Here is a 21,469-nt window from a genome sequence, read left to right on the forward strand (position 1 = left end):
TCTCCCCCCGGACGGCCGGTTGCGAACGACCCGGCGGCGCTTCGCCCGGGACCGCAATACGGTGGTGGGCATGACGCGTGAGTCGGAGTCCGGACTGCCCATCGAACCCGTCTACGGCCCCGAGGCCCTGCGTGGCTGGGACCCCGAGGAGAAGCTCGGCGAGCCGGGCGGGTACCCCTACACGCGGGGCGTGTACCCGTCGATGTACACCGGCCGGCCCTGGACCATGCGCCAGTACGCCGGTTTCGGCACGGCGACGGAGTCCAACGCCCGTTACCGGCAGCTCATCGCCCACGGCACGACGGGCCTGTCCGTCGCCTTCGACCTGCCCACCCAGATGGGCCACGACTCCGACGCCCCGATCGCGCACGGCGAGGTCGGCAAGGTCGGCGTCGCCATCGACTCGATCGACGACATGCGGGTGCTGTTCGACGGGATCCCGCTGGACCAGGTGTCCACGTCGATGACGATCAACGCCCCGGCCGCGCTGCTGCTCCTGCTGTACCAACTGGTCGCCGAGGAGCAGGGGGTCGGCCCGGACCGGCTGACCGGCACGATCCAGAACGACGTGCTGAAGGAGTACATCGCGCGCGGGACGTACATCTTCCCGCCCAAGCCCTCGCTGCGGCTGACCGCGGACATCTTCAAGTACTGCGGGGCCGAGATCCCCCGGTGGAACACGATCTCGATCTCCGGCTACCACATGGCCGAGGCGGGGGCCTCGCCCGCGCAGGAGATCGCCTTCACCCTCGCCGACGGCATCGAGTACGTCCGCACGGCGGTCGCGGCCGGGATGGACGTTGACGACTTCGCCCCGCGTCTGTCGTTCTTCTTCGTCGCGCGCACGACGATTCTGGAGGAGGTCGCCAAGTTCCGCGCGGCCAGGCGTATCTGGGCGCGCGTGATGCGGGAGGAGTTCGGCGCGCAGAACCCCAAGTCGCTGATGCTGCGCTTCCACACGCAGACGGCCGGTGTGCAGCTGACGGCCCAGCAGCCGGAGCTCAACCTGGTCCGGGTCGCCGTCCAGGGCCTGGCGGCGGTCCTGGGCGGCACCCAGTCGCTGCACACCAACTCCTTCGACGAGGCCATCGCATTGCCGACCGACAGGTCCGCGCGGTTGGCGCTGCGCACCCAGCAGGTGCTGGCGTACGAGACCGACGTGACGGCGACGGTCGACCCGTTCGCCGGCTCGTACGTGATCGAGAAGATGACCGACGACGTCGAGGCGGCCGCGCTGGATCTGATGCGCAGGGTCGAGGACCTGGGGGGCGCGGTCGCCGCCATCGAGCACGGCTTCCAGAAGAACGAGATCGAGCGCAACGCCTACCGCATCGCCCAGGAGACCGACTCCGGCGAACGGGTCGTGGTGGGCGTCAACCGTTTCCGGCTCGACGAGGAGGAGCCCTACGAGCCGCTCCGCGTCGACCCCGCCATCGAGGCCCGGCAGGCCGAACGCCTCGCGAGGCTCCGCGCCGAGCGCGACAAGGCCGCCGTGGACGCGGCCCTCGCCGCCCTCAAGAAGGCCGCCGAGGGCGAGGACAACGTCCTCTACCCGATGAAGGACGCGCTGAAGGCCAGGGCGACGGTGGGCGAGGTGTGCGGCGCCCTGCGCGAGGTGTGGGGCACGTACGTCCCCTCGGACGCGTTCTGAGTGCGACACTCGTTCCCATGTTCGGTGTCATGGACCTCCCCACCTACCTCGCAGGACTCGTCCTGATCGTCCTGCTGCCCGGCCCCAACTCGCTGTACGTCGTCTCCGTCGCCGCGCGCCGGGGCGTGCGGGCCGGGTACACCGCCGCCGCCGGGGTGTGGTGCGGGGACGCCGTGCTGATGACCCTGTCCGCGGCCGGGGTCGCCTCGCTGCTCCAGGCCAACGCCGTGCTGTTCGGAATCGTGAAGTACGCGGGCGCCGGGTATCTGACCTGGCTCGCGGTGGGGATGCTGCGGGCCGCGTGGGGCCTGTGGCGCTCGCGCCGCTCGCCCGTGGTCGAGGCGGAGGTGTCCGGCGCGCAGGCCCTCGACGCCGGTCCGGGCGAGCGCCCGTATCGCAGGGCCCTCGTGATCAGCCTGTTCAACCCCAAGGCGATCCTGTTCTTCGTCGCCTTCTTCGTGCAGTTCGTGGATCCCGGGTACGCGTACCCGGCGCTGTCCTTCGTCGTCCTCGGGGCGTTCGCGCAGGCGGCCAGCTTCCTGTACCTCACGGCGCTGATCTTCGGCGGGACGAAGCTGGCGGCCGCGTTCCGCAGGCGCCGACGGTTGTCGGCGGGGGTGACCTCGGCGGCCGGGGCGCTGTTCCTCGGGTTCGCCGTGAAGCTGTCGCTCGCTAGCGCGTGATCCCCCGGCCGACGTAGTCCGCCAGCTTCGAGGCGTCCTCGCCGGCCCAGCCCACATAGCCGTCCGGACGCACCAGGAACAGTCCCTTGCCGTACGACGGCTGCTCGTCACCGGTGACCACCCGCACCGGCTCCGGCGGCTCCGGCGCCTCGACCCCGACCGCCACCAGTGTCCAGTGCGGGCCACGGAAGGCGTCGAAGAGCCGTACGCCGGCCAGCTTGCCGTCGGGAGCGCGGTCGCCCGCGCGGAGCCCGCTCGGCGCCGTGCGGGTCTCCTCGGTGAGGGACGAGTCCCGGTACCCCAGGCCCAGTTGGCGGGTCGCCTCACCGCGGCGGACCTCTCCCCGGTGCACGCCCGTCGAGATGCCGAGCATGTCGGCCGCGATGGGGCGGCGCTCCTCCTCGTAGGTGTCGAGCAGGGCGGCCGGGGCACCGCCCCGCAGGACCGCCCCCAGCTTCCAGCCCAGGTTGTAGGCGTCCTGGACGCTGGTGTTGAGGCCCTGGCCGCCCGCGGGGGAGTGCACATGGGCGGCGTCACCGGCCAGGAAGACCCGGCCGGAGCGGAAGCTGTCCGCGAGGGCCGCGCGGGGCCGGAAGTCCGAGGCCCAGCGGACCTCCGTCACCGACTCGGGGGCGAGGTGGGAGCGGGCGGCGACGACCTCGCGGACGGCGTCGGGTGACAGGTCCACCCGCGTGCCCTCCGGGAACTGGGCCACGATCTGGAAGTCCTCCGTGCCGGCGAGCGGGCAGATCGAGAGGTAGCCGGTGTCGCCGCGGGGCGGGAAGATGTGCCAGTTGTCCCGGTCGAGGCCGGTGACGCGGGCGTCCGCGACGAGCAGCGGGTTGGGGTCGACGGTCTCGCCGGTCATGCCGATGCCGAGGGTCCGGCGGACGACCGAGCGCCCGCCGTCGGCGGCGACCACGTACCGGGCGCGGACGTCCGGGCCCGCCGCGAAGCGCACGGTCACCCCGTCGGCGTCCTGCTCGAACCCCACGGCCTCCCGGCCGAAGACCACCCGCCCGCCCAGTTCCTCCAGCCGTGCGAACAGCACCTCCTGCGTGCGCCACTGCGGCACCATCCAGGGCGCGTTGTACGGCGAGTCCTCCGTCGGTTCGGCCGGGTCGAACATGTGGTGCTCGCCGACCCGCTCGCCGTCCTGCCAGACCATGCCGACCGGGTAGGTGCCGCCGACCGCGAGGATCGCGTCGAGCACGCCGAGGTCGTCGAAGACCTCCATGGTGCGCGGCTGGAGGCCCTTGCCGCGCGAGCCCGGGAACAGCCGGTCCGCCTTCTCCACGACCAGCGCGTCCACGCCCCGCCGAGCGAGGTCGATGCCGAGGGCGAGCCCCGTGGGGCCTGCGCCGACGACCAGTACGTCCGTGTTCATACCCATCTCCTTAACGCTGTTAAGTGCTCCTGACCACGAGCGTGCCCTTAACGCTGTTAAGCTGTCAAGCGTGAGTACGGAGAAACGCCCGCCCCTCGACCGCGCGAGGGTCGCCGCCACCGCCCTGCAACTCCTGAACGAGGTGGGCCTGGACGGCCTCACCCTGCGGGCCATCGCCAAGGAACTCGACGTCAAGGCGCCCGCCCTGTACTGGCACTTCAAGGACAAGCAGGCGCTGCTCGACGAGATGGCGACCGAGATGTTCCGGCGGATGGTCGCCGGCACCGCACTCGACCCGTCCGACACCTGGCGCGAGCGACTCCTCAAGTCCAACCGCGGCCTGCGCACCGCCCTGCTCGGCTACCGCGACGGCGCCAAGGTCTACAGCGGCTCACGTTTCACGGGCCTGGTCCACGTCGAGCACATGGAGGAGACCCTGCGCCTGTGCACGGCCGCCGGATTCACCCTCGCGCAGGCGGTCCGGGCCATGTCGACGTCGTACCTCTACACCCTCGGCTTCGTCACGGAGGAGCAGGGCGTGGAGCCGCTGCCCGGCGAGCGCCGGGACGGCTTCGACGTGGCGGAACGCGCCCGCCTGATGGACGGCTTCCCGCTGTCGGCGGCGGCGGGCGCGGAGATCTTCCAGGACTTCGAGCGGCATTACGAGGAGGGGCTGGAACTGGTGATCGCGGGGATCGAGGCGCGATACGGGGTGTAGTCGCGGGAATTCCGGCAGGGAGCGTTTCCGTGAATTGCCTGAATCTGGTGATCGTCCGGCACCGGCCGCCCGCGTCCGACCAGGGAAAGGACACGGAATTCGGCTCGGCGTCATGTGCGCGGCCGTCCCGCGCTCGGCAATGCGGCCGAACAATGCGCCACACGTCGGGACAGCGCCGGAAGAGGCGCCGGGTCAGCGCAGCAGTGCTCCGCGCAGTCGCGGGGTCAGCGGCTTCTCGACCAGTCGGTTCAAGAGCCAGGCCAAGGACAGCATCAGGGCGATCGTCAGGGCGAAGGTCACCGACGCCGGAAGGCCCAGACCGCGGTGCAGGGCCCGGACGGCCACCCAGCCCAGGTGCTCGTGGACCAGGTAGAAGGGGTACGTCAGCGCCCCGGCCACCGTCAGCCAGCGCCAGTCGGCCCACCTCAGCCAGCCCAGCGCGATCGCCGCGACGGCGACGAAGCCGAAGGCGACCACCAGCACGATGCCCAGCGAGGTGCGGTGCGCGAAGGCGTCGGGGTCGGACACGTTCCACAGCGACTTGACCGCGTAGTGCTGCCCGATCAGGAAGCTGACCACCACGATGCCCCACGCGTACACGTCCCGCCGGTCGAGGTGGACGAGGTAGAGGCCGACGCCGCCGATGAAGAAGGAGGCGTACTCGGGCATGAACACCACGTCGAGCAGCGGCTGGTGCGCGGCCTGGGTGAGGGCCGCCGCCAGCGTCCAGCCGGCACAGAACATGATCACCCGGCGCCGGGAGGCCCCGGGCAGGACCACGCACAGCGCGAACAGGGCGTAGAAGCGCACCTCCGCCCACAGCGTCCAGCAGACGCCGAGCACCCGGTCGACGCCCAGCGGCATCTGAAGCATCGTCATGTTCACCAGGACGTCGCTCGGCGACAGCGCCTTGTAGGCGGCGATCGGCAGCGCGAAGACCGCCGTGACCAGCAGGACCGCGACCCAGTAGGCGGGCAGCAGCCGGGAGGCGCGGGAGGCGAAGAACGACTTCAGGGGCCGGCCCCAGCCGCTCATGCAGATCACGAATCCACTGATCACGAAGAAGACCTGGACGCCGAGGCAGCCGTAGGAGAAATACGTGTGCAGCGTCGGGAACTGGCGTTGTGCGGAGCTTCCCCAGGACTGGGTGATCTCGCCGCCGCGGCCGCCGTAGTGGTACGCGGCCACCATCAGCGCGGCCACCAGCCGCAGTCCGTCCAGGGCCCGCAGCCGGGTCTCCCGGGGGCGCGGTGCGGGCAGTGGCCCTTCCGGCCGCCGGGGCAGGTCGGGTGCCGGCCGGACGGTCATGCTGGTCACGGGTTATTCCCTTCGCAAGCTCTGGAGAGCCTAAGTCACTCCTGTGGACGCGCCTCAGCACGTTAGTCCGAATCACGGCGATGTCTTACTCACCGGGTCAACGATTGGCTTTCTGGTCCCGGTGAGTTCACCTGAACGTCGTTTTGGCTTCCTAAGTTCGCCCAGAATCCCCCCACGTCGCAGTAAACCCGTGAACTTGTCTTCGCTTGGGCAAGAAAACAACAGGAGAGTCATGACGACGGTCCAGAAGAGGCGTGCACGCGCGCGTGGAGGGGAGCTGGACGAGTGCCTGCGCGCCTGCGCGGCGCACAGCGGCAAGGTGGTCGGCAGCGTCGACCGCCGCCGCGTCGAACTCGGGGAACAGCTGCGCAAGCTGCTCGTCGTCTGGGGCACCACCGCCACGGCCACCCCGGCAGCCCCCGCCGCCTCCGGTGCGACCGCGCTGCTGAAGCGGGCCGTCAAGGGAGCCGCGAGCCCCGCGTCGAACATCCCGGCCGAACTGCTCGACGCCCTGCTGGCCGTCGGCAACAAGGCCCTGGAGTGCGGCTACGACGACGAGCTGAACCTCGCCCTGGTCATCAGCGACACCGTCCTCGCCCAGCGCAGGAACTCCCGGGCCGGCTGGCGGCTGCGCGCCCGCCTCCTGGAGGCCCTGGGGGAGGAGGCCGAGGCGCTGGAGGCGTACGAGAAGTACCTGAGCCTCACCGACGACGACGGCTTCGGCGTCCGCGCCCGGATCGCGGGCCTGCGCATCGCGGGGGAGAAGGAGCGCGAGCTCCTCGAACTCCTTGAACAACAGGTCCCCGGCGCCCGCGCCTTCGCCGCCCGCCCCGCCACCGACGTGTGGGCCGAGGGCCTGGCCGCGCACGCCGTCGGCGACTGGGCCGAGGCCGAACCACGCCTGGTGGGAGCGCTCCTGTCGCTCGCCGCCGACAACGCCCCCGTGCAGGAGCGGCAGGAACTGCTCAGCCAGTACCTCGACCTGCGCTCCACCGAGGACACCGACACCGCCGCGCTCACCCGGGCCGTCGCCCTCTACGCCGAGCAGCGCCGCAACCGCATGCGCGGCCCGGTCGACGACCCCACCATCGGTGGCGTGCGGTGGATCACCCTCGGCGAGTTCCGCAACCTGATCGCCGGCAAGTCGATCTGCCTGATCGCCAACTCCGGGCGCGTGGGCGCGAGTTCCATGGGCGCCGAGATCGACGCGTACGACCTCGTCGTCCGCTTCAACTCCTACCGGATCGACCCGAGGCACACCGGCGCCCGGACCGACATCCACGTCACGATCCACAAGCACGGCTTCAACTGGGACCAGCAGGTCACCACCCGCCTCGTGTTCGGCGGCGTCTCCGGCGACTGGAAGTACTCCTTGCGCAATCGCCTGGTGCCCGGGGCCCAGACCTACCTCGGCGACGAGTCGCTGCGCTGGCCCCTGCGCAACATCGGCAAGGTCGGGACCGACGTCTGGTCCGGCATCCCGACCTCCGGCTTCAACATGCTGTGGCTGCTGGACTTCCTCGACGTGAGCCCGAAGCTCGACCTGATCGGCTTCGACTTCTACGAGAGCGGCGCCTACCGGGTCCCGGAAGCGATGAAGCTCGCCATCACGTCCGTGCACGAATACACCAGCGAGAAGGCATGGGTCATGGAGCGGGCCCAGAGCGTGACCGACATGAGGATCTCCCTGCGATGACCATCAACTCCCTCACCGCGACCGCCCCACTGGCCCCGTTGACCGACGCGCACGCGCTCACCGGCAAGCGGAAGATCGCCTTCGCCAGCTTCGTCGACGAGAACTACCTGCCCGGCTTCCTCGTCCTGCTGCGCAGCCTCGCCCTGTCCAACCCGGGCGTGTGCGAGGACTTCGTCGTCCTCTACGACGACCTGCGCCCCGGCTCGATCGCCCGGATCCGCGCGCTGCACCCGAGGATCGTCCTCAAGCGGGTCGACGCCGACCACTACGACTCGTACAAGAAGGGCGACCAGGACAACTACCTGGTCCGCAAGGCGTACTTCATCCTGGACGTCTTCAGGATCCGCGAGTACGACACCGTCATCACGCTCGACACCGACATGGTCGTCCTCGGCGACCTCGGTGAACTCCTGCGGCTGCGCGAGGGGCTCGCGGCCGTCCCGCAGTTCTTCTACGGGCAGCACAAGCTCAACTCCGGTCTGCTGGTCATCCAGCGCGAGTACCTGAGCGACTCCTTCTGCGCGAAGCTCGACAAGTGCGGCCGCTCCGGCGACTACGAGCTCGACAAGCACGACCAGGGCATCCTCAACGCCGTCCTGGACGGCGACTTCGTGCGCCTCGACGCCCGCTACAACTTCGTCAAGCGGCGGCTGTCGGGCGACCTCCCCGTCCCCGACGACACCGCGATCCTGCACTTCACCGGCCGCCACAAGCCCTGGCAGGGCGGCGAGGCGGGGTACAGCCGGGCCGAGGAGCGCTGGCGCGAGTTCGAGCTGTCCGACGCCGAGTTCCAGGCCGCCTACCTGGACCGTCAGGGGGGCCTGCACCACGACCTGGTCGTGCACTACGGCACCCCGCACGTGGCCCGCACCGGGGACGTCGAGGCCGCCCGCAAGGTGGCCGCCGCCCACATCTCCACCGGCGACTACCAGGACGCCGTCGACATCCTCGGCAGCGTCCGCATCCCGCTGGACGAGGCCTGGCCGCACGAGGTTCTCGGCCACGCCCTGATGAGCGTCTCCCGCTACGACGAGGCGAGGACACAGCTCCTGCTGGCCGCGGCCGCCCCCAACCGGGCCGCCACCGCCTACGCCCGCCTCGCCCAGATGGCGTGGGTGCACGGCGACAACACCGAGGCCCTGCGGTACGCCACCGCGGGCATGGCCGTCGATCCCACCCACCGCTCCAGCCGCCTGTGGGCGCAGCGCGCCTCCGCCGTGCCGCCCCAGGAACTGGGCGCGCCCGAGGATCAGTTGGCGCACGTCGCCTTCTACATGGACCGGCAGGGCAACGCGGGCGACAAGCTCCTGCCGGAGAGCGTCCGCTCCGCCTTCGGACCGGACACCACGTCCCGCCGCTGGCACTCGGTGCACGCCCACCGCCTCTTCGACGAGGGCGCCCTCCAGCGCGTCAACCGCCGTCGCGGCCTGGTCATCGGCGGTGGCGGCCTGTTCATCCCGGACACCATGCCCAACGGCAACAGCGCCTGGCAGTGGAACGTCCCGGACGAGCTCCTGAAGCGGATCGACGTCCCGATCGCGGTCTTCGCGGTCGGCTTCAACGCCTTCGACGGCCAGTCCTACCGCGCCAACCGCTTCCGCGACTCGCTCAGGCTCCTGGTCGAGCAGTCCTCCTTCTTCGGGCTGCGCAACCACGGCTCGATCGAGAAGGTCCGGGCCATGCTCCCGTCCCACCTCCACGACAAGATCCGCTTCCAGCCCTGCCCGACGACGGTCACCCGCCGGCTGGTCCCCGGCTGGCAGGACCCGGCCAGGCGCGACGACACGATCCTCATCAACGCCGCCTACGACCGGGCCGGCCTGCGCTTCGGCCACGACTACGGCTACTTCCTGGCCCAGATGGCGAAGGCCGTCCGTGACCTCGGCGAGCTGGCCGAGGTCCAGTGCGTGGCGCACTCCCTGGACGACGAGAAGATCGTCTTCGACCTGCGGCGCGAGCACGGCATCTCGCTGCCCGTCATCCCGATGTACGACTTCGAGAACAAGGAGATCCTCGACCTCTACGCCCGCACCAAGCTGGTCATCGGCATGCGCGGCCACGCGGGCATGATCCCCTTCGGCTGCGGCACCCCGATCATCAGCCTCATCTCGCACCCCAAGATGGCGTACTTCCTGCGGGACATCGAGCGGCCCGAGTGGGGCGTCTCGGTCCACGACCGCCACCTCGCCGACCGTCTCGTGGAGCGCTCGAAGGAACTGCTCGCCGACCACGACAGGACGGTCGCCGACGTCTACGGCCGCCAGCAGGAGCTGTGGAAGGTCACCGAGGCCAACGCGGCCGACCTGCGGGTCCTGCTGGGCGGCTGAGCACACCATGACGACAACCCTGGCCGACGGCACCTCCGTACGGCCCACCTCGCCCGTCGGCCGCCGCTCACCCCTCAGGTGGGCGGCGGTCGCCGTGCCGTCCGCGGCCGCAGTGGTGTACACGGTGCTCACCCGCGGTCTCACCGGCGACCTCCACTACGTCCTGGCCGCCCTGCGCACCGGCCGCGCGGCCGGATACTCCCCCTCCGAGGTCTTCACCCACCGCCCGTACTTCTACCGGTGGTTCGTCGCCCTCCTCGACCGGCTCGCCTTCTTCGGGGGTACGGCGGTGCGCGAGGCGGTGATGAACGCGGCGGGCGTCCTGCTCGCCGCCGCCGCTGCCTACGCCCTGTACACGGCACTGCTGCGCCGGACCACGCCCCGCGAGGCCGCGCTGACGGCCGGCGCCACCGGGCTCGCCCTGGCCCTCGCCCCCCGCAACGACTTCCTCCAGCCGGAGTGGGCGGCCGTCGTCCTCACGGTCTTCGCCGTCGCCGCCGCCCTCGGCCCCAGACGCCCCTGGCCCGCGGCCCTGCTCGCCGCGCTCCCCCTCGGCCTCGCGGTGATGATGAAGTACTCCACCGCCGCGACGGCCGCGATCGGGGTGCTCCTCGTCTACGCGGTCGACCGGGGCCGGGCCGTACGCGTCACCGCGCTCGGCATCCCGGCCGCGCTGGCCCTGTTCGGGCTGAGCGCCCTCGCGGGCACCCACGAGTGGCAGTGGACCGAGGACATGCCGCAGATCAACCAGTCGGCGATCGGCAGGACCGGCATCCACCCGCACTTCATTCTCGAACGCTCGGTGGACTTCCTCGCCGACCGTGCGGTCACCAGCCCGGTGCTGCTGCTCCTGCCCGGCGCGCTGCTGCTCGTCCTGACCCGGGTCCGGGGCGGGCTGCGCCGCACCGAACTCCTCGTGATCGCCGCACTCATCGGTCTCGCCGCGCAGGCGGTCGTGGTCGTCCAGGGCAACTGGTTCCTGTACCACGGAGCGCAGATGCCCGTGGTGGCGGCGGTCGTCTGGGGCGTCGCGGTGGGCGGCACGCGCAGATCCCCGCCGTGGTGCTTCGGGGCCGTGTCCCTGCTGTACGGCGTGCTGCCCGTGCTGTACGCCCAGCTGCCCGGCAGGTTCCAGCGGCCGTGGGAGGTCTGGGCCGCCGGACTGGTCGCCCTGCTCGCGGCCACGGTGGACGTCCTGCTGGAGAAGCGGCTGCGGAACCGCTCGGCCGTCCTGGTCGCCCTGTCCGGTGTCGTCCTGCTGGCCGCGAGCGTCTGGCCCGGCTCCCCGCACCTGGTGCTGCACGGCAAGGTCACCGTCACCGGCGCCGGATATCTGGAGCAGCAGCGGCGCACGGCCGAGGACGTCGAGCGGATCGCCGCCCATCTGCCCCCCGGCGCTCCGGTGCTGTACCTGGCCTTCGGGGAGACGGCGTACGACCTCGGCCACCCGGCGCAGTGCCGGTACCCGATCGCCACGTTCCTTCAGCGCACCCGCTACCTGCCGGACGTGGCCGAGCTGAAGTCGTTCAAGGAGAACGCCGACTGCGTCGACCACGACCCGGCCCCGTACGCGGTCCTTGAGCGGCCCTGGTTCCAGCCGGGCCACGTCGACCTGGAACTGTGGCGCCGGGTCACCGCCGTGTACGACTGCCCGCCCGGGGAGCCGGGGCAGCGGCTGGTGCTGTGCGTCAGGCGTTGAGCCCGAGCGCGGCGACGACCTCGCGGGCCATCGCCACCGAGTAGCTCTGCCCCCGGTCCTGCGGGTAGATCTGCGCCATCGTGGCCAGAGTGACCCGGCTCATGGGCGTCTCGTGGGCCGGGATCAGCGCACGGTACCCGGGCGTCACCACCGGCTGCGCGAACCCGGCCTTCGAGAAGTGCCAGGTCTGGATCCAGGACCTTTCGAAGGCCGGGTTGATCCGCTTCAGATACGGCACGAACGCGTCGAGCAGTTCGCTGGGGTCCGTGGTGAACCGCCGGTCCTCGCGCTCCACGTAGTTGCCGACGTAGAGGATGTGCCGGCCGCCGTACACGGACGGGTCGATCATCTTCGTGTGCTCGACCACCGCGAGGAACGGGAAGTCCGGCTCGTTGATGTTGAGCCAGTAGTAGGGGATCGCGCTGCGGTCCAGTTCCAGGACGAAGCAGGTGGCGCCCAGGTACTGGTTCCTCCACACCGCGCTGTCGTCGGGCAGCCCGGCCGCCTTGGCGAACGCGGGCTGCGGGGTGGTGACGATCAGCCGCTCGAAGGCGTACGTCGATCCGTCCGCGCAGGTCACGACGGCCTCGTCGGCCCCGGGCTGCCGGATCGACTCCACCGCCTTGCCGAACTCCACCTTCCCGCCGCGCTCCTCGATCCCGTCCCTGAGCGCCGCGTAGACGCGCTCGAACCCGCCGTCCACATAGCCGAGTTCGAAGGTCCGGCAGTGGATCCGCGCCCACAGCCACGCCATCGACACCTGTTCGGCGCGGTCGCCGAACTTGCCGCGCAGCAGCGGCTCCCAGATCGCGGCGGTGGCCTTCCTGCCCGCCCACTTGCGCAGCCAGGCCAGTGCGGTGAGGTCGTTGTAGCGGTCGCCCTTGCGGACCGCCTTCAGCACGGCCGACGAACCGGCGAAGCGCACGGCGTCGACCGGGCCGAACTCCGGGAAGCGCAGCATGTCGAGGGGCGTGGTGAAGTCGATCAGCTTGCCGCCCCGGTAGATACCGGTGGTCGGCCGGTGGAAGCGCAGGGCGTCCCCCAGGCCGAGCTCCTCGATGAGCGCGATCATCGCCTTGTCGCTGCGGAAGATGTGGTGGTAGTAGCGCTCCAGCGGAACCCCGCCGACCTCCAACGAGGCCACCAGCCCGCCGAGTTCGTCGGCCGCCTCCAGGACGGTGACCTGGTGTCCGGCGCGTACGGCGTCCCAGGCGGCGGTGAGGCCGGTGGCACCCGCGCCGATGATGCCGAGGTTCATGCGAAACTCCACTTTCTGTTGAGCACGAACTGGAGCGCCAGGACCAGCGGCAGCGAGGCCGCCTTGATCAGGTTGGCGTCGATCCCCAGGCCGTCGGTGAAGGCGAGGAAGAGCAGGTTCGTGAAGGCGATGCCGGTCAGGCCGACGGCGTAGAAACGCAGGAAGCGCACGACGAGACGGTCACGGCGCTCGAAGGTGAACCGTGCGTTGAGTACGAAGTTGTTGGCGATGCCGAGCGTGGTGCTGATCGCGTTGGCGAACTGCTCGTTCATCCCTGCCATGTTGTGCAGCAGCAGGAAGACGAGAAGGTCCAGGGCGACTCCGCTGCCGCCGATCAGGGTGTAGCTGACCAGCTGGCGGGAGAGCCGGCGCCGGGCGGGAGCGGTGGTGGCCTCGGGCGCCGTGGTGTCAGCGGTCACCGTCGCCGCCGATCACATCGCGCACCAGGTACAGCGGCCGGCCCTGCGCCTCGCTGTAGATGCGCCCCACGTACGCGCCGATGACACCCAGCGACAGCATCTGCGTGCCGCCCAGGAACAGCACGACGCACATCAGCATCGTCCAGCCGGAGACGGTGATGTCGGGGCGGAAGAACTTCATCGCGAGCGCGTAGAGGATGCCGAGCAGCGACAGCGCGAGCACCACGAAGCCGAGCCGGGTGATCATCTTCAGCGGGGCGGTGGAGAAGCTGGTCATGCCGTCGATGGCGAGGCGGGCCATCTTGCGCAGCGGGTACTTCGTCTCGCCCGCGCACCGTTCGTCGCGGTCGAAGGCCACCTCGGTCTGCCGGTAGCCCATTGAGGCGACGATCCCGCGGACGAACCGGCTGCGCTCACGGTACTTGCGCAGCTCGTCGGCGACCCGCCGGTCAAGGAGGCGGAAGTCCCCGGTGTCCAGCGGGATGTCCACGTCGGTCGAGGAGCGCAGGACCCGGTAGTAGAGGTGTGCGGTGGCCCGCTTGAACGGGGTGTCCTGCCGGGACCGCCGACGGGCGTGCACGATCTCCGCACCCGCCCGCCAGGCGTCCACCAGCTCCAGGCTGACCCGCGGCGGATCCTGAAGGTCGGTGTCCATCACGATCACCGCGTCGCCCCGGGCGACGTCGAGACCGGCGGTGATGGCGATCTGGTGCCCGAAGTTGCGCGCGAAGTCGACGACCCGGACCCGCCCGTCGCTCTTCGCGAGATCCCTCAGGATCGCCAGGGAGCCGTCGCCGGAGCCGTCGTTGACGTACACCAACTCGAAGTCCAGGTCGGGGCGTTCGCCGAGCGCCGAGGTCAGCTCGGTGTGGAACGCCTTGATGCCGTCTTCCTCGTTGTAGACCGGGAGGACGTACGAGACGAGGGAGCGGCGCACGGGCTCCTGTCGCGGCGGCGCCGGCTGCGCCGGGACGACATCGGGTATGCGCGGTCGAATGTCCTGCTGGGGCATTCGGAGAAGCTATGGAAGGTCTGTGAACGTCCGCCGAACTGGCCGTGGCCGGGAGCCGTCCGCACTCTCAATCGTTGGGCGTGAACAGCAGGTTCCGTGTCTTGGGCGGCCGGGGCGCGTACCAGGGGACGAGGGTGCCGTCGTGCTCGGTGACCCAGTGGCAGTCGTAGCCGAGGGGATCGAACTCGGCGAGGAGGATCCGCATGTCCGCGTCCCGCAGCGCTTCGAGCAGTACCGTCGGCCGGTCGCGCTTGAGGACCTGGCGGGCCCCCTGGAGGACCGACAGCTCGTGACCCTCGACGTCGATCTTCATGAGGTCCAGCCTGGTCTCGGCGAACACCTCGTCGAGGCACACCAGCCGGATCCGCTTCTGCTCGGCGTCGGCGGCGCCGCCCTCCAGGGTCGAGCCCGTGGACAGCAGGTTGCCCGCGAAGCGGACGCTGATCTCGGCCCAGCCCGGCTCGCTGGACACGCCCGCCTGGTGGAGCCTGACGTTCTGAACGCCGTTCGAGCGGACGTTCACCGACAGCCGCGCGTGGATCTGGTCCACGGGTTCGAAGGAGTGCACCTTCGCCTTCGGGTTGGCGAGGGCGGCGATCAGTGAGAAGTAGCCGACGTGCGCTCCGACGTCCGCGATCGTCGCGCTCTTCGCGGCGAGCCGGGACCAGGTGGCGAGGCTGCCGGGCTCATAGCCGAACCGGCCGTTCCACAGCGTGTCCAGACCGACCGCGTCGTCATTCACGCAGAACATCACAAAAGGCGGGCAATAAGGGGAGTCGATCTCCACATAGCCGCGGTAAGGGAATTTCTTCCGGTGGGTGCGAATGATGTCGCTGGTGGCGACGGGCCGGACGGATGGTGCGTGCGCCAGCATACGGGCGTTGGCTTCTTCGAGCTGGGGGATACGCATCCCGCGATCGTAGGGGCGCCACGGGGCCTTGTCACAGGTTTCGCACGCGCCGGAAAAGGCCAGGTCATCAGCGTATGACCTGGCCTTTTCACGAAGGGTCGCGCAATGGTTTCCCGTGGTTCACCCAGTGTTCCGCCTAGCGCTTCACAGCCTTCTTCAGCGCCCGCGCCCGCCGCACCACACGGCGCGCGGTGGAGTTGCGGGGCAGGAACGTCAACCGCTGAGGAATCCCGCCCGGCAGCCCGAGCGCGGTCAGGCGCTTCTTCCGGAAATAGCGCCGGGTGCGCGGGCCGAAGTGCCGGGAGAGATAACGCTCCGCGGCCGGGCGCAGCGACGGGTGGATCTGCGGCTGCAAGGTGAAACCCAGCGCGGTGATCAGGTCGTTGAGCGTGTCCGCGGGAACGGCCTCCTGCCCCCCTCGGCCCTCCAGGTCCGGCAGCACCGCGTCGGCCAGCACGACCGGCACCCGGTTGCTGTTCTGGTACGGCGTCAGCCGCTCCAGCAGCAGCTCGGTGCCGATGCGGGCGGCCGGCAGGTCGTAGAGGGCGCAGGCCGTGAACAGGGCGGTGGAGAAGCAGCCGACGACCAGCGCGGGCCTCGCCTTCTCGAACAGGACCTCGGCGAGCACCGGGGTGTCCAGGACGACGAGGTCCACGCCGAGCCTCTCCGCCTCCGCCTCCAGGGCGCGGCTGAAGCGGGCCGGCGCGCTGGGGTGCGGCTTGAAGACGACCGAGCGGTGCCCCTGGGCGACCGCGCCCTTCAGCATCCGTACGTGCAGGTCCTCCTCCTCCGCTGGGGAGAGGATGTCCAGTGCGGAGAGGTACTGGCCGAGCAGCAGCGCCGCGTCGTCCGGCAGCGGCGGCAACTCCTCCACGGCCGCCGTGAGTTCACCCATCGCCTTCAGGAAGGCCGACGTCGGCACCACGACCGGCGGCACGCCGAACTCGGTCAGCAGCATCGGCGTGAGACCCGCGACCAGGTCCAGGTGGAGCAGGCGGCGCACGCGCGTGCCGACCAGCGGGTCGAGCTTGTTGCGGGTGGGGCCGTAACTCATCAGGCCGTCGGCGTAGACGTCGACGGGGGCGCCGGTGAAGATCTGGGCGACGGTGAGGGCGGGGGTGACCTGGATGGACTCCAGGACCAGTTCCACCCGGTCCTCGCCGAGGCCCCACAGCAGCCGCAGATAGCGCTCGAACAGGGGGATGTCGTCCGGGCGGGGCGTCCACGAGCCCGGGTGGAAGGGGCGGATCGCCTCGTTCCAGGAGAGCACCTCGTCGAAGTGCTCGCGCAGCGGCGCGAAGCCCGGCATCTCGTCCAGCGGTGTCGAGGTCTCCGGCGTCGCGGTGTTGTTGAACACCAGAAGCACCCGGCGCTCGGGCTCCTCGAAGAGGTCGGAGTCGATCGCGGCGGCCAGCGTGACCGCGCCGTACAGCGTGGAGGCGCAGAAGATCTGGGTCGTACGGGAAGCAGTCGAGGAACCGGTCCGGGACATCAGGCGGCCGCCTTCGCAGTCGTGGCCCGCCGCCGCAGCCGCCGCAGCTTGGCGGAGCGGCGCAGGTCCATGGTGTCGAGCACGTCACCGAGCATGTCCTGCGGCATCCGCTTGACGGCCGCCGCGCTCATCGCTCGCAACTGCTTGGCCACGGACGGCTCCCACTTGGACTCGTCGGAGAGGTGGTGGGCGATGATCGCGCAGTAGGTGCGCACCGCCTTGGGCAGCAGCTTGTCGGCGTCCCGGTCCGCCGCCGTCTCCTCGATGACCTGGTCGAAGGCGCGGATGAAGTCGAGCTGGCGGGCGTCGCCGATCTGGGTGAGGGAGGAGGCCACCCCGCGCCGGTAGAACACGCCCAGCAGGCTCACCACGGCGAACGACTCGGCCTCGCGGTGCAGCTTCCAGATCCACGGCCGGTCCTCGGCCGTGCGCAGCCCGTCGGTGAAGTGCAGCAGACCCTTGTCGAGCAGACGGCGGTGGTAGGCGCCGGCCCACGCGTACGCGTAGTCCACGGACGTCGAGCGGTCGGCGGGCAGGATCGCCTCGCGCGGGTTCATCACCTCGTTCCGCCGCCCGATCGGGACCCGGTGCACGGTCCGGGCGCGCGCCACGGTCTGCACATGGTCGGTGCGGACGAAGTCGCAGCCCAACCCCTCGATGGCGGCCACCAGTTGTGTGAGGTAGCCCGGCGCGAGCCAGTCGTCGCCGTCCAGGAAGGTCAGATACTCGCCGCGCGCCGCGTCCAGGCCGGTGTTGCGCGCGGTGGCGAGCCCTCCGTTCGTCCCGTGGTGCAGGACCTGCACCTGGGCGACGTCCGAGAGCTGTTCGGCGGCACGGTCGAGAATCGCCGGGGTTTCGTCCTTGGATTTGTCGTTCACCAGCACGAACTCGAAATCTCGCCGCGCATTCACGCGAAGACTTCGGAGGGTGTCCGGGGCGTATTGCTGCACGTTGTAGAACGGCACGATGACGGAGAGCTTTGGCACCCGCGAAACGCTAGAAGGTGGTCCGGCAGCGGAACTTTCCGGCAAGGGGACTACGGGTGAACTCGATGTGTCGGAACGGTGCATCCCGTGTACTTCCCGGTCCTCGGCGGGCCAGTTCGGTTCTCGGTGGGCTGTTGTTAACTTTTCGTTGATTCGCGGTTGGGCGGGACCTAGAAATAGCTTCCTAGCGTCGTCCTCGTGCCGCCAAGTACAACGAAGTCCCTTCGAATCGCCGTCCTCGCGGACTCCGACACCCGCTGGAAATGGGGTGCGCTGACCGCCGACCGCATCGCGCCGGGTCCGTCCATGGAATCCGGACCGCGAGGCGGGGCGCAAGCAGGCCTCGCGCTGGACGGATACCTGCTGCGCGGCCGGGCCACGCCCACCGCACGCCAGCTCGAAGAGGTCGGCGTGCGCGCGGACTCCCTGCGGGAGGTCACCGCCGTCGAGTTCCTGCGCGCCATGGCCGGGACGTCGTACGACATCGTCGTGCTGGCTCTGGTCGGCGGCGGCGTCCAGGCGATGCTGCACGGCCTGGCGCGGGTCTGGGACGGCCTGGAGAAGGGGCCCGGTCCGGAAAAGCGGCCCGGTCCGGAGAAGCGGCCCGTCGTCGTCACCGGTTACGTGGGCGTCGTCTACGAGAAGCTCGCCGACGGCCTGCTCCTGCGGCACGGGGCCGACCTCGTCCTCGCCAACTCCCGCCAGGACGCCGAGCGTTTCCGCGCGGTGTACGAGGGGGTGGGCGCGGACGCCTCGTCGGTCACGGAGGTGGCGCTGCCGTTCCTCGGCGGAGCGGCCTACGAAGGTGAACACGACCCGTACACCGTGGTGTTCGCGGTCCAGCCCTCGGTGCCGGACAACCGCAGGGACCGCGTGTACCTGCTGGAGCGCCTCATCCGGCACGCCCGGCTGCACCCCGAGCGCGAGGTGCTGCTCAAGCTGCGCTCCCGGCCCGGCGAACACACCACCCACATCGAGGAGTTGCCGTACCAGAAGCTGATCCAGCGGCTCGACCCGCCGGCCAACTTCCGCCTGGTGTACGGCAACATGGGCGAGGTCCTCGACCGGACCGACCTGCTCGTCACCATCAGCTCCACCGCGGCCCTGGAGTCGCTGCACCGACGCATCCCCACGGCCGTCCTGACCGACCTGGGCATCCGCGAGGTCCTCGGCAACCACCACTTCGTGGGCTCCGGCTGCCTCGCCTCCTGGGACCAACTGGACGCCGGACACCGGCCGGTGCCGGACGAGGAGTGGGTGGCCCGCCAGGGCGTGGTCGCGGACGGCACCTACGCGCACGCCTTCGACGCGGCCCGTGAACGCATCACCAAGCTGCTGGCCTCGCCCGAGCTGCCCCCGCTGACCCCGTACTACACACCCGTCACCGCCCCCGGCTACCTCCCCGGCATCCTCGCCCGCCACCACCTCGGCCCCGACGGCACACCGCTGCCGGGAGCCCCGGCCCACGACAGGGAGCCGGGCCCGGTCCGGCAGATCGTGCGCCGCGCGGCCCGGGGGGCGTACCGGCACGGGGTGCAGCGCGTGGCTCCGGTGATCCGGCGGATGGGGGAGCTGTGACCACCTTCCGAAGCCCTTTCCGAGGAGCTGAACCCATGCCCCACCCGCAAGCCGACCAACGCGCCACCGTGCGCCGCGTGCTCGCGGTGATCCCCGCGCGCGGCGGCTCCAAGGGCGTGCCCGCGAAGAACCTCGCCCCGGTCGGCGGTGTCCCGCTGGTGGCGCGTGCCGTGCGCGAGTGCCGGGCCTCCCGCCTGGTGACCGACGTGGTGGTCTCCACCGACGACCAGGCCATCGCCGCCACGGCCCGCTCCGCCGGTGCCGAGGTCGTGCTGCGGCCGGCCGCCATCGCCGGCGACACCGCCACCTCCGAGGCCGCCGTCCTGCACGCCATGGACGCCCACGAGGCGCTGCACGGCGCCCCGGTCGACGTGGTGCTCCTCGTCCAGTGCACCAGCCCGTTCATCATCCGGGAGGACGTGGACGCGGTCGTCGGCGCGCTCGTCGACAACGGCGCGGACTCCGCGATGACCGTGGCCCCCTTCCACGGCTTCGTGTGGCGCGACGCCGACGACGAGGCCCGCGCTGGCAGCGTCGAGGAGGCCGACGCGGCACTCGGCGGCGGCTACGGCGTCAACCACGACAAGTCCTTCCGCCCACGCCGCCAGGACCGCCCCCAGGACTTCCTGGAGACCGGCGCCGTCTACGGCATGGACGCGCCCGGCTTCCGCAAGCACCAGCACCGCTTCTTCGGCCGCACCGAACTGGTCCGCACCGACCCCGCGCGCGTGCTGGAGATCGACGACCACCACGAGCTGGCGCGGGCGCGGGCGCTCGCGCCGTTGTTCGACGCGGACCGCCCCGGTTCGCTGCCCTCCTTCGAGGACGTGGACGCGGTCGTACTCGACTTCGACGGCACCCAGACCGACGACCGGGTGCTGATCGACGCCGATGGAAAGGAGTTCGTCTCCGTGCACCGCGGCGACGGACTCGGCATCGCCGCCCTGCGCGACAGCGGCCTGAAGATGCTGATCCTCTCCACGGAGCAGAACCCGGTCGTCGCCGCCCGCGCACGGAAGCTGAAGATCCCCGTGCTGCACGGCATCGACCGGAAGGACCTCGCGCTGAAGCAGTGGTGCGAGGAGCAGGGCATCGCGCCCGAGCGCGTGCTCTACGTCGGCAACGACGTCAACGACCTCCCGTGCTTCGCCCTCGTGGGCTGGCCCGTGGCGGTCGCGAGCGCCCACGACGTGGTACGCGGCGCCGCCCGTGCGGTCACCACCGTCCCCGGTGGCGACGGCGCGATCCGAGAGATCGCCAGCTGGATCCTCGGCCCCTCTCTCGACTCCCTCGACAAGTAAGGACACCTCCCCGCCATGAGCAACTCCCGCCTGCGCACCTTCGGTACCGAGCGCATCGCCGGTCCCGGCCAGCCCGTCTACATCTGCGGCGAGATCGGCATCAACCACAACGGCGAGCTGGAGAACGCCTTCAAGCTCATCGACGTGGCCGCCGAGGCCGGCTGCGACGCCGTGAAGTTCCAGAAGCGGACCCCCGAGATCTGCACCCCGCGCGACCAGTGGGACATCGAGCGCGACACCCCGTGGGGCCGGATGACCTACATCGACTACCGCCACCGCGTGGAGTTCGGCGAGGACGAGTACCGCCAGATCGACGCGTACTGCAAGGAGAAGGGGATCGCCTGGTTCGCCTCCCCGTGGGACACCGAGGCCGTCGCCTTCCTGGAGAAGTTCGACGTCCCCGCCCACAAGGTGGCGAGCGCGTCGTTGACGGACGACGAGCTGCTCCGCGCCCTGCGCGCCACCGGCCGCACGATCATCCTCTCCTCCGGCATGTCCACCCCGAAGCAGATCCGCCACGCGGTCGAGGTCCTCGGCTCGGAGAACATCCTTCTCTGCCACGCCACTTCGACCTACCCGGCCAAGGCCGAGGAGCTCAACCTGCGCGTGATCAACACGCTCCAGGACGAGTACCCGAACGTCCCGATCGGCTACTCCGGCCACGAGACGGGCCTTCAGACGACGCTGGCGGCCGTCGCGCTGGGCGCCACCTTCGTCGAGCGCCACATCACCCTGGACCGCGCGATGTGGGGCTCCGACCAGGCCGCCTCCGTCGAGCCGCAGGGCCTGCAGCGCCTCGTCCGCGACATCCGCACCATCGAGGCCTCCCTCGGCGACGGCGTCAAGAAGGTCTACGACTCCGAGCTCGGCCCCATGAAGAAGCTGCGCCGCGTCACCGGTGTGGTCGCCGAGGCGGAGATCGCCGCCGCCGCGGGCGAGCCGGTCTCGGTCTGAGCCACCAGGTACCGGGCCCCCGGCGGTAGTCCGTCCGGGGCCCGGTGTTCATCACCCGCGCATCACCCGCGCCCCATGAGC

Annotated in this window: 17 protein-coding genes; 9 read left to right on the forward strand and 8 right to left on the reverse strand. The window is 70.5% G+C overall.

Annotation, left to right across the window (positions count from 1 at the left end):
* The first annotated feature begins 70 nt into the window (after window positions 1-70).
* Together ABZ098_RS08060 and leuE are read left to right on the forward strand one after the other, a co-directional pair.
* On the forward strand, window positions 71-1,651 hold the full coding sequence (locus tag ABZ098_RS08060; protein WP_356588396.1) for a methylmalonyl-CoA mutase family protein: 1,581 nt from the start codon (window positions 71-73) through the stop codon (window positions 1,649-1,651).
* Window positions 1,652-1,668: 17 nt separating this feature from the next.
* The gene (leuE, locus tag ABZ098_RS08065; protein WP_356588398.1) at window positions 1,669-2,334 is read left to right on the forward strand and encodes a leucine efflux protein LeuE; all 666 of its coding nucleotides are present in this window, start codon (window positions 1,669-1,671) and stop codon (window positions 2,332-2,334) included.
* Here the strand turns inward: leuE and ABZ098_RS08070 are convergent.
* Entirely contained in the window at window positions 2,324-3,721 is a 1,398-nt protein-coding gene (locus tag ABZ098_RS08070; RefSeq protein WP_356588400.1) for an FAD-dependent oxidoreductase, read from the reverse strand. The two genes, leuE and ABZ098_RS08070, sit on opposite strands and share 11 nt — an antisense overlap.
* Before the next feature lie 70 nt (window positions 3,722-3,791).
* Between ABZ098_RS08070 and ABZ098_RS08075 the strand changes: the two genes are divergently transcribed.
* Window positions 3,792-4,439: a TetR/AcrR family transcriptional regulator gene (locus ABZ098_RS08075; protein ID WP_356588402.1), complete on the forward strand. Its 648-nt coding sequence runs from the start codon at window positions 3,792-3,794 to the stop codon at window positions 4,437-4,439.
* Window positions 4,440-4,631: 192 nt separating this feature from the next.
* On the opposite strand, the gene ABZ098_RS08080 is transcribed toward ABZ098_RS08075, so the two are convergent.
* Window positions 4,632-5,747: an acyltransferase gene (locus ABZ098_RS08080; protein WP_356589347.1), complete on the reverse strand. Its 1,116-nt coding sequence runs from the start codon at window positions 5,745-5,747 to the stop codon at window positions 4,632-4,634.
* Window positions 5,748-5,988: 241 nt separating this feature from the next.
* Here ABZ098_RS08080 and ABZ098_RS08085 point away from each other — a divergent pair, with 241 nt between their 5' ends.
* The 3 genes from ABZ098_RS08085 to ABZ098_RS08095 are packed head-to-tail and all read left to right on the forward strand — an operon-like array spanning window position 5,989 to window position 11,478.
* Window positions 5,989-7,452, forward strand: a complete 1,464-nt coding sequence (locus ABZ098_RS08085; protein WP_356588404.1) for a glycosyltransferase family 29 protein — start codon at window positions 5,989-5,991, stop codon at window positions 7,450-7,452.
* The gene (locus ABZ098_RS08090) at window positions 7,449-9,779 is read left to right on the forward strand and encodes a glycosyltransferase (RefSeq protein ID WP_356588406.1); all 2,331 of its coding nucleotides are present in this window, start codon (window positions 7,449-7,451) and stop codon (window positions 9,777-9,779) included. The genes ABZ098_RS08085 and ABZ098_RS08090 overlap by 4 nt, the downstream gene beginning before the upstream one ends.
* A gap of 7 nt (window positions 9,780-9,786) precedes the next feature.
* Complete coding sequence (locus tag ABZ098_RS08095) at window positions 9,787-11,478, forward strand: hypothetical protein (RefSeq protein ID WP_356588408.1); 1,692 nt, start codon at window positions 9,787-9,789, stop codon at window positions 11,476-11,478.
* Here the strand turns inward: ABZ098_RS08095 and ABZ098_RS08100 are convergent.
* The 6 genes from ABZ098_RS08100 to ABZ098_RS08125 all read right to left on the reverse strand — a co-directional run bounded on the left by ABZ098_RS08100 (window position 11,468) and on the right by ABZ098_RS08125 (window position 17,555).
* Window positions 11,468-12,736 carry an NAD(P)/FAD-dependent oxidoreductase gene (locus tag ABZ098_RS08100; protein ID WP_356588410.1) on the reverse strand — a complete coding sequence of 423 codons (1,269 nt, stop codon included), beginning with the start codon at window positions 12,734-12,736 and terminating at the stop codon, window positions 11,468-11,470. The genes ABZ098_RS08095 and ABZ098_RS08100 overlap by 11 nt on opposite strands.
* On the reverse strand, window positions 12,733-13,155 hold the full coding sequence (locus ABZ098_RS08105) for a GtrA family protein (RefSeq protein ID WP_356588412.1): 423 nt from the start codon (window positions 13,153-13,155) through the stop codon (window positions 12,733-12,735). Before ABZ098_RS08105 ends, ABZ098_RS08100 begins: the two co-directional genes overlap by 4 nt.
* Complete coding sequence (locus ABZ098_RS08110; protein WP_356588414.1) at window positions 13,145-14,167, reverse strand: glycosyltransferase family 2 protein; 1,023 nt, start codon at window positions 14,165-14,167, stop codon at window positions 13,145-13,147. Before ABZ098_RS08110 ends, ABZ098_RS08105 begins: the two co-directional genes overlap by 11 nt.
* Before the next feature lie 67 nt (window positions 14,168-14,234).
* A complete protein-coding gene (locus tag ABZ098_RS08115; RefSeq protein ID WP_356588416.1) occupies window positions 14,235-15,077 on the reverse strand; it encodes an FkbM family methyltransferase in 843 nt (280 codons plus the stop codon).
* A gap of 136 nt (window positions 15,078-15,213) precedes the next feature.
* Window positions 15,214-16,569, reverse strand: coding sequence for an alpha-2,8-polysialyltransferase family protein (locus ABZ098_RS08120; protein WP_356588418.1), 1,356 nt, complete (start codon window positions 16,567-16,569; stop codon window positions 15,214-15,216).
* A complete protein-coding gene (locus tag ABZ098_RS08125; protein ID WP_356588420.1) occupies window positions 16,569-17,555 on the reverse strand; it encodes a glycosyltransferase family 2 protein in 987 nt (328 codons plus the stop codon). Before ABZ098_RS08125 ends, ABZ098_RS08120 begins: the two co-directional genes overlap by 1 nt.
* 198 nt (window positions 17,556-17,753) lie before the next feature.
* On the opposite strand from ABZ098_RS08125, the gene ABZ098_RS08130 reads away from it, so the two are divergent.
* From ABZ098_RS08130 to ABZ098_RS08140, 3 genes are read left to right on the forward strand one after another with little or no spacing between them, the layout of a single operon-like run.
* On the forward strand, window positions 17,754-19,133 hold the full coding sequence (locus ABZ098_RS08130) for a DUF6716 putative glycosyltransferase (protein WP_356588422.1): 1,380 nt from the start codon (window positions 17,754-17,756) through the stop codon (window positions 19,131-19,133).
* 35 nt (window positions 19,134-19,168) lie between these two features.
* Window positions 19,169-20,434, forward strand: coding sequence for an N-acylneuraminate cytidylyltransferase (locus ABZ098_RS08135; RefSeq protein ID WP_356588424.1), 1,266 nt, complete (start codon window positions 19,169-19,171; stop codon window positions 20,432-20,434).
* Window positions 20,435-20,449: 15 nt separating this feature from the next.
* Window positions 20,450-21,388: an N-acetylneuraminate synthase family protein gene (locus ABZ098_RS08140; protein ID WP_356588426.1), complete on the forward strand. Its 939-nt coding sequence runs from the start codon at window positions 20,450-20,452 to the stop codon at window positions 21,386-21,388.
* Window positions 21,389-21,469: the final 81 nt, after the last annotated feature.

The organism is Streptomyces sp. NPDC006335 (assembly GCF_040612795.1).
Taxonomy (GTDB): domain Bacteria; phylum Actinomycetota; class Actinomycetes; order Streptomycetales; family Streptomycetaceae; genus Streptomyces.

What these genes read in the sequence shown, in the direction of transcription:
- ABZ098_RS08115 (WP_356588416.1), bottom strand. Translation starts at nt 15,077, where the DNA reads ATGCGTATCCCCCAGCTCGAAGAAGCCAACGCCCGTATGCTGGCGCAC.
- ABZ098_RS08140 (WP_356588426.1), top strand. Translation starts at nt 20,450, where the DNA reads ATGAGCAACTCCCGCCTGCGCACCTTCGGTACCGAGCGCATCGCCGGT.
- leuE (WP_356588398.1), top strand. Translation starts at nt 1,669, where the DNA reads ATGTTCGGTGTCATGGACCTCCCCACCTACCTCGCAGGACTCGTCCTG.
- ABZ098_RS08085 (WP_356588404.1), top strand. Translation starts at nt 5,989, where the DNA reads ATGACGACGGTCCAGAAGAGGCGTGCACGCGCGCGTGGAGGGGAGCTG.
- ABZ098_RS08090 (WP_356588406.1), top strand. Translation starts at nt 7,449, where the DNA reads ATGACCATCAACTCCCTCACCGCGACCGCCCCACTGGCCCCGTTGACC.
- ABZ098_RS08100 (WP_356588410.1), bottom strand. Translation starts at nt 12,736, where the DNA reads ATGAACCTCGGCATCATCGGCGCGGGTGCCACCGGCCTCACCGCCGCC.
- ABZ098_RS08095 (WP_356588408.1), top strand. Translation starts at nt 9,787, where the DNA reads ATGACGACAACCCTGGCCGACGGCACCTCCGTACGGCCCACCTCGCCC.
- ABZ098_RS08080 (WP_356589347.1), bottom strand. Translation starts at nt 5,747, where the DNA reads ATGACCGTCCGGCCGGCACCCGACCTGCCCCGGCGGCCGGAAGGGCCA.
- ABZ098_RS08070 (WP_356588400.1), bottom strand. Translation starts at nt 3,721, where the DNA reads ATGAACACGGACGTACTGGTCGTCGGCGCAGGCCCCACGGGGCTCGCC.
- ABZ098_RS08120 (WP_356588418.1), bottom strand. Translation starts at nt 16,569, where the DNA reads ATGTCCCGGACCGGTTCCTCGACTGCTTCCCGTACGACCCAGATCTTC.
- ABZ098_RS08110 (WP_356588414.1), bottom strand. Translation starts at nt 14,167, where the DNA reads ATGCCCCAGCAGGACATTCGACCGCGCATACCCGATGTCGTCCCGGCG.
- ABZ098_RS08060 (WP_356588396.1), top strand. Translation starts at nt 71, where the DNA reads ATGACGCGTGAGTCGGAGTCCGGACTGCCCATCGAACCCGTCTACGGC.
- ABZ098_RS08135 (WP_356588424.1), top strand. Translation starts at nt 19,169, where the DNA reads ATGCCCCACCCGCAAGCCGACCAACGCGCCACCGTGCGCCGCGTGCTC.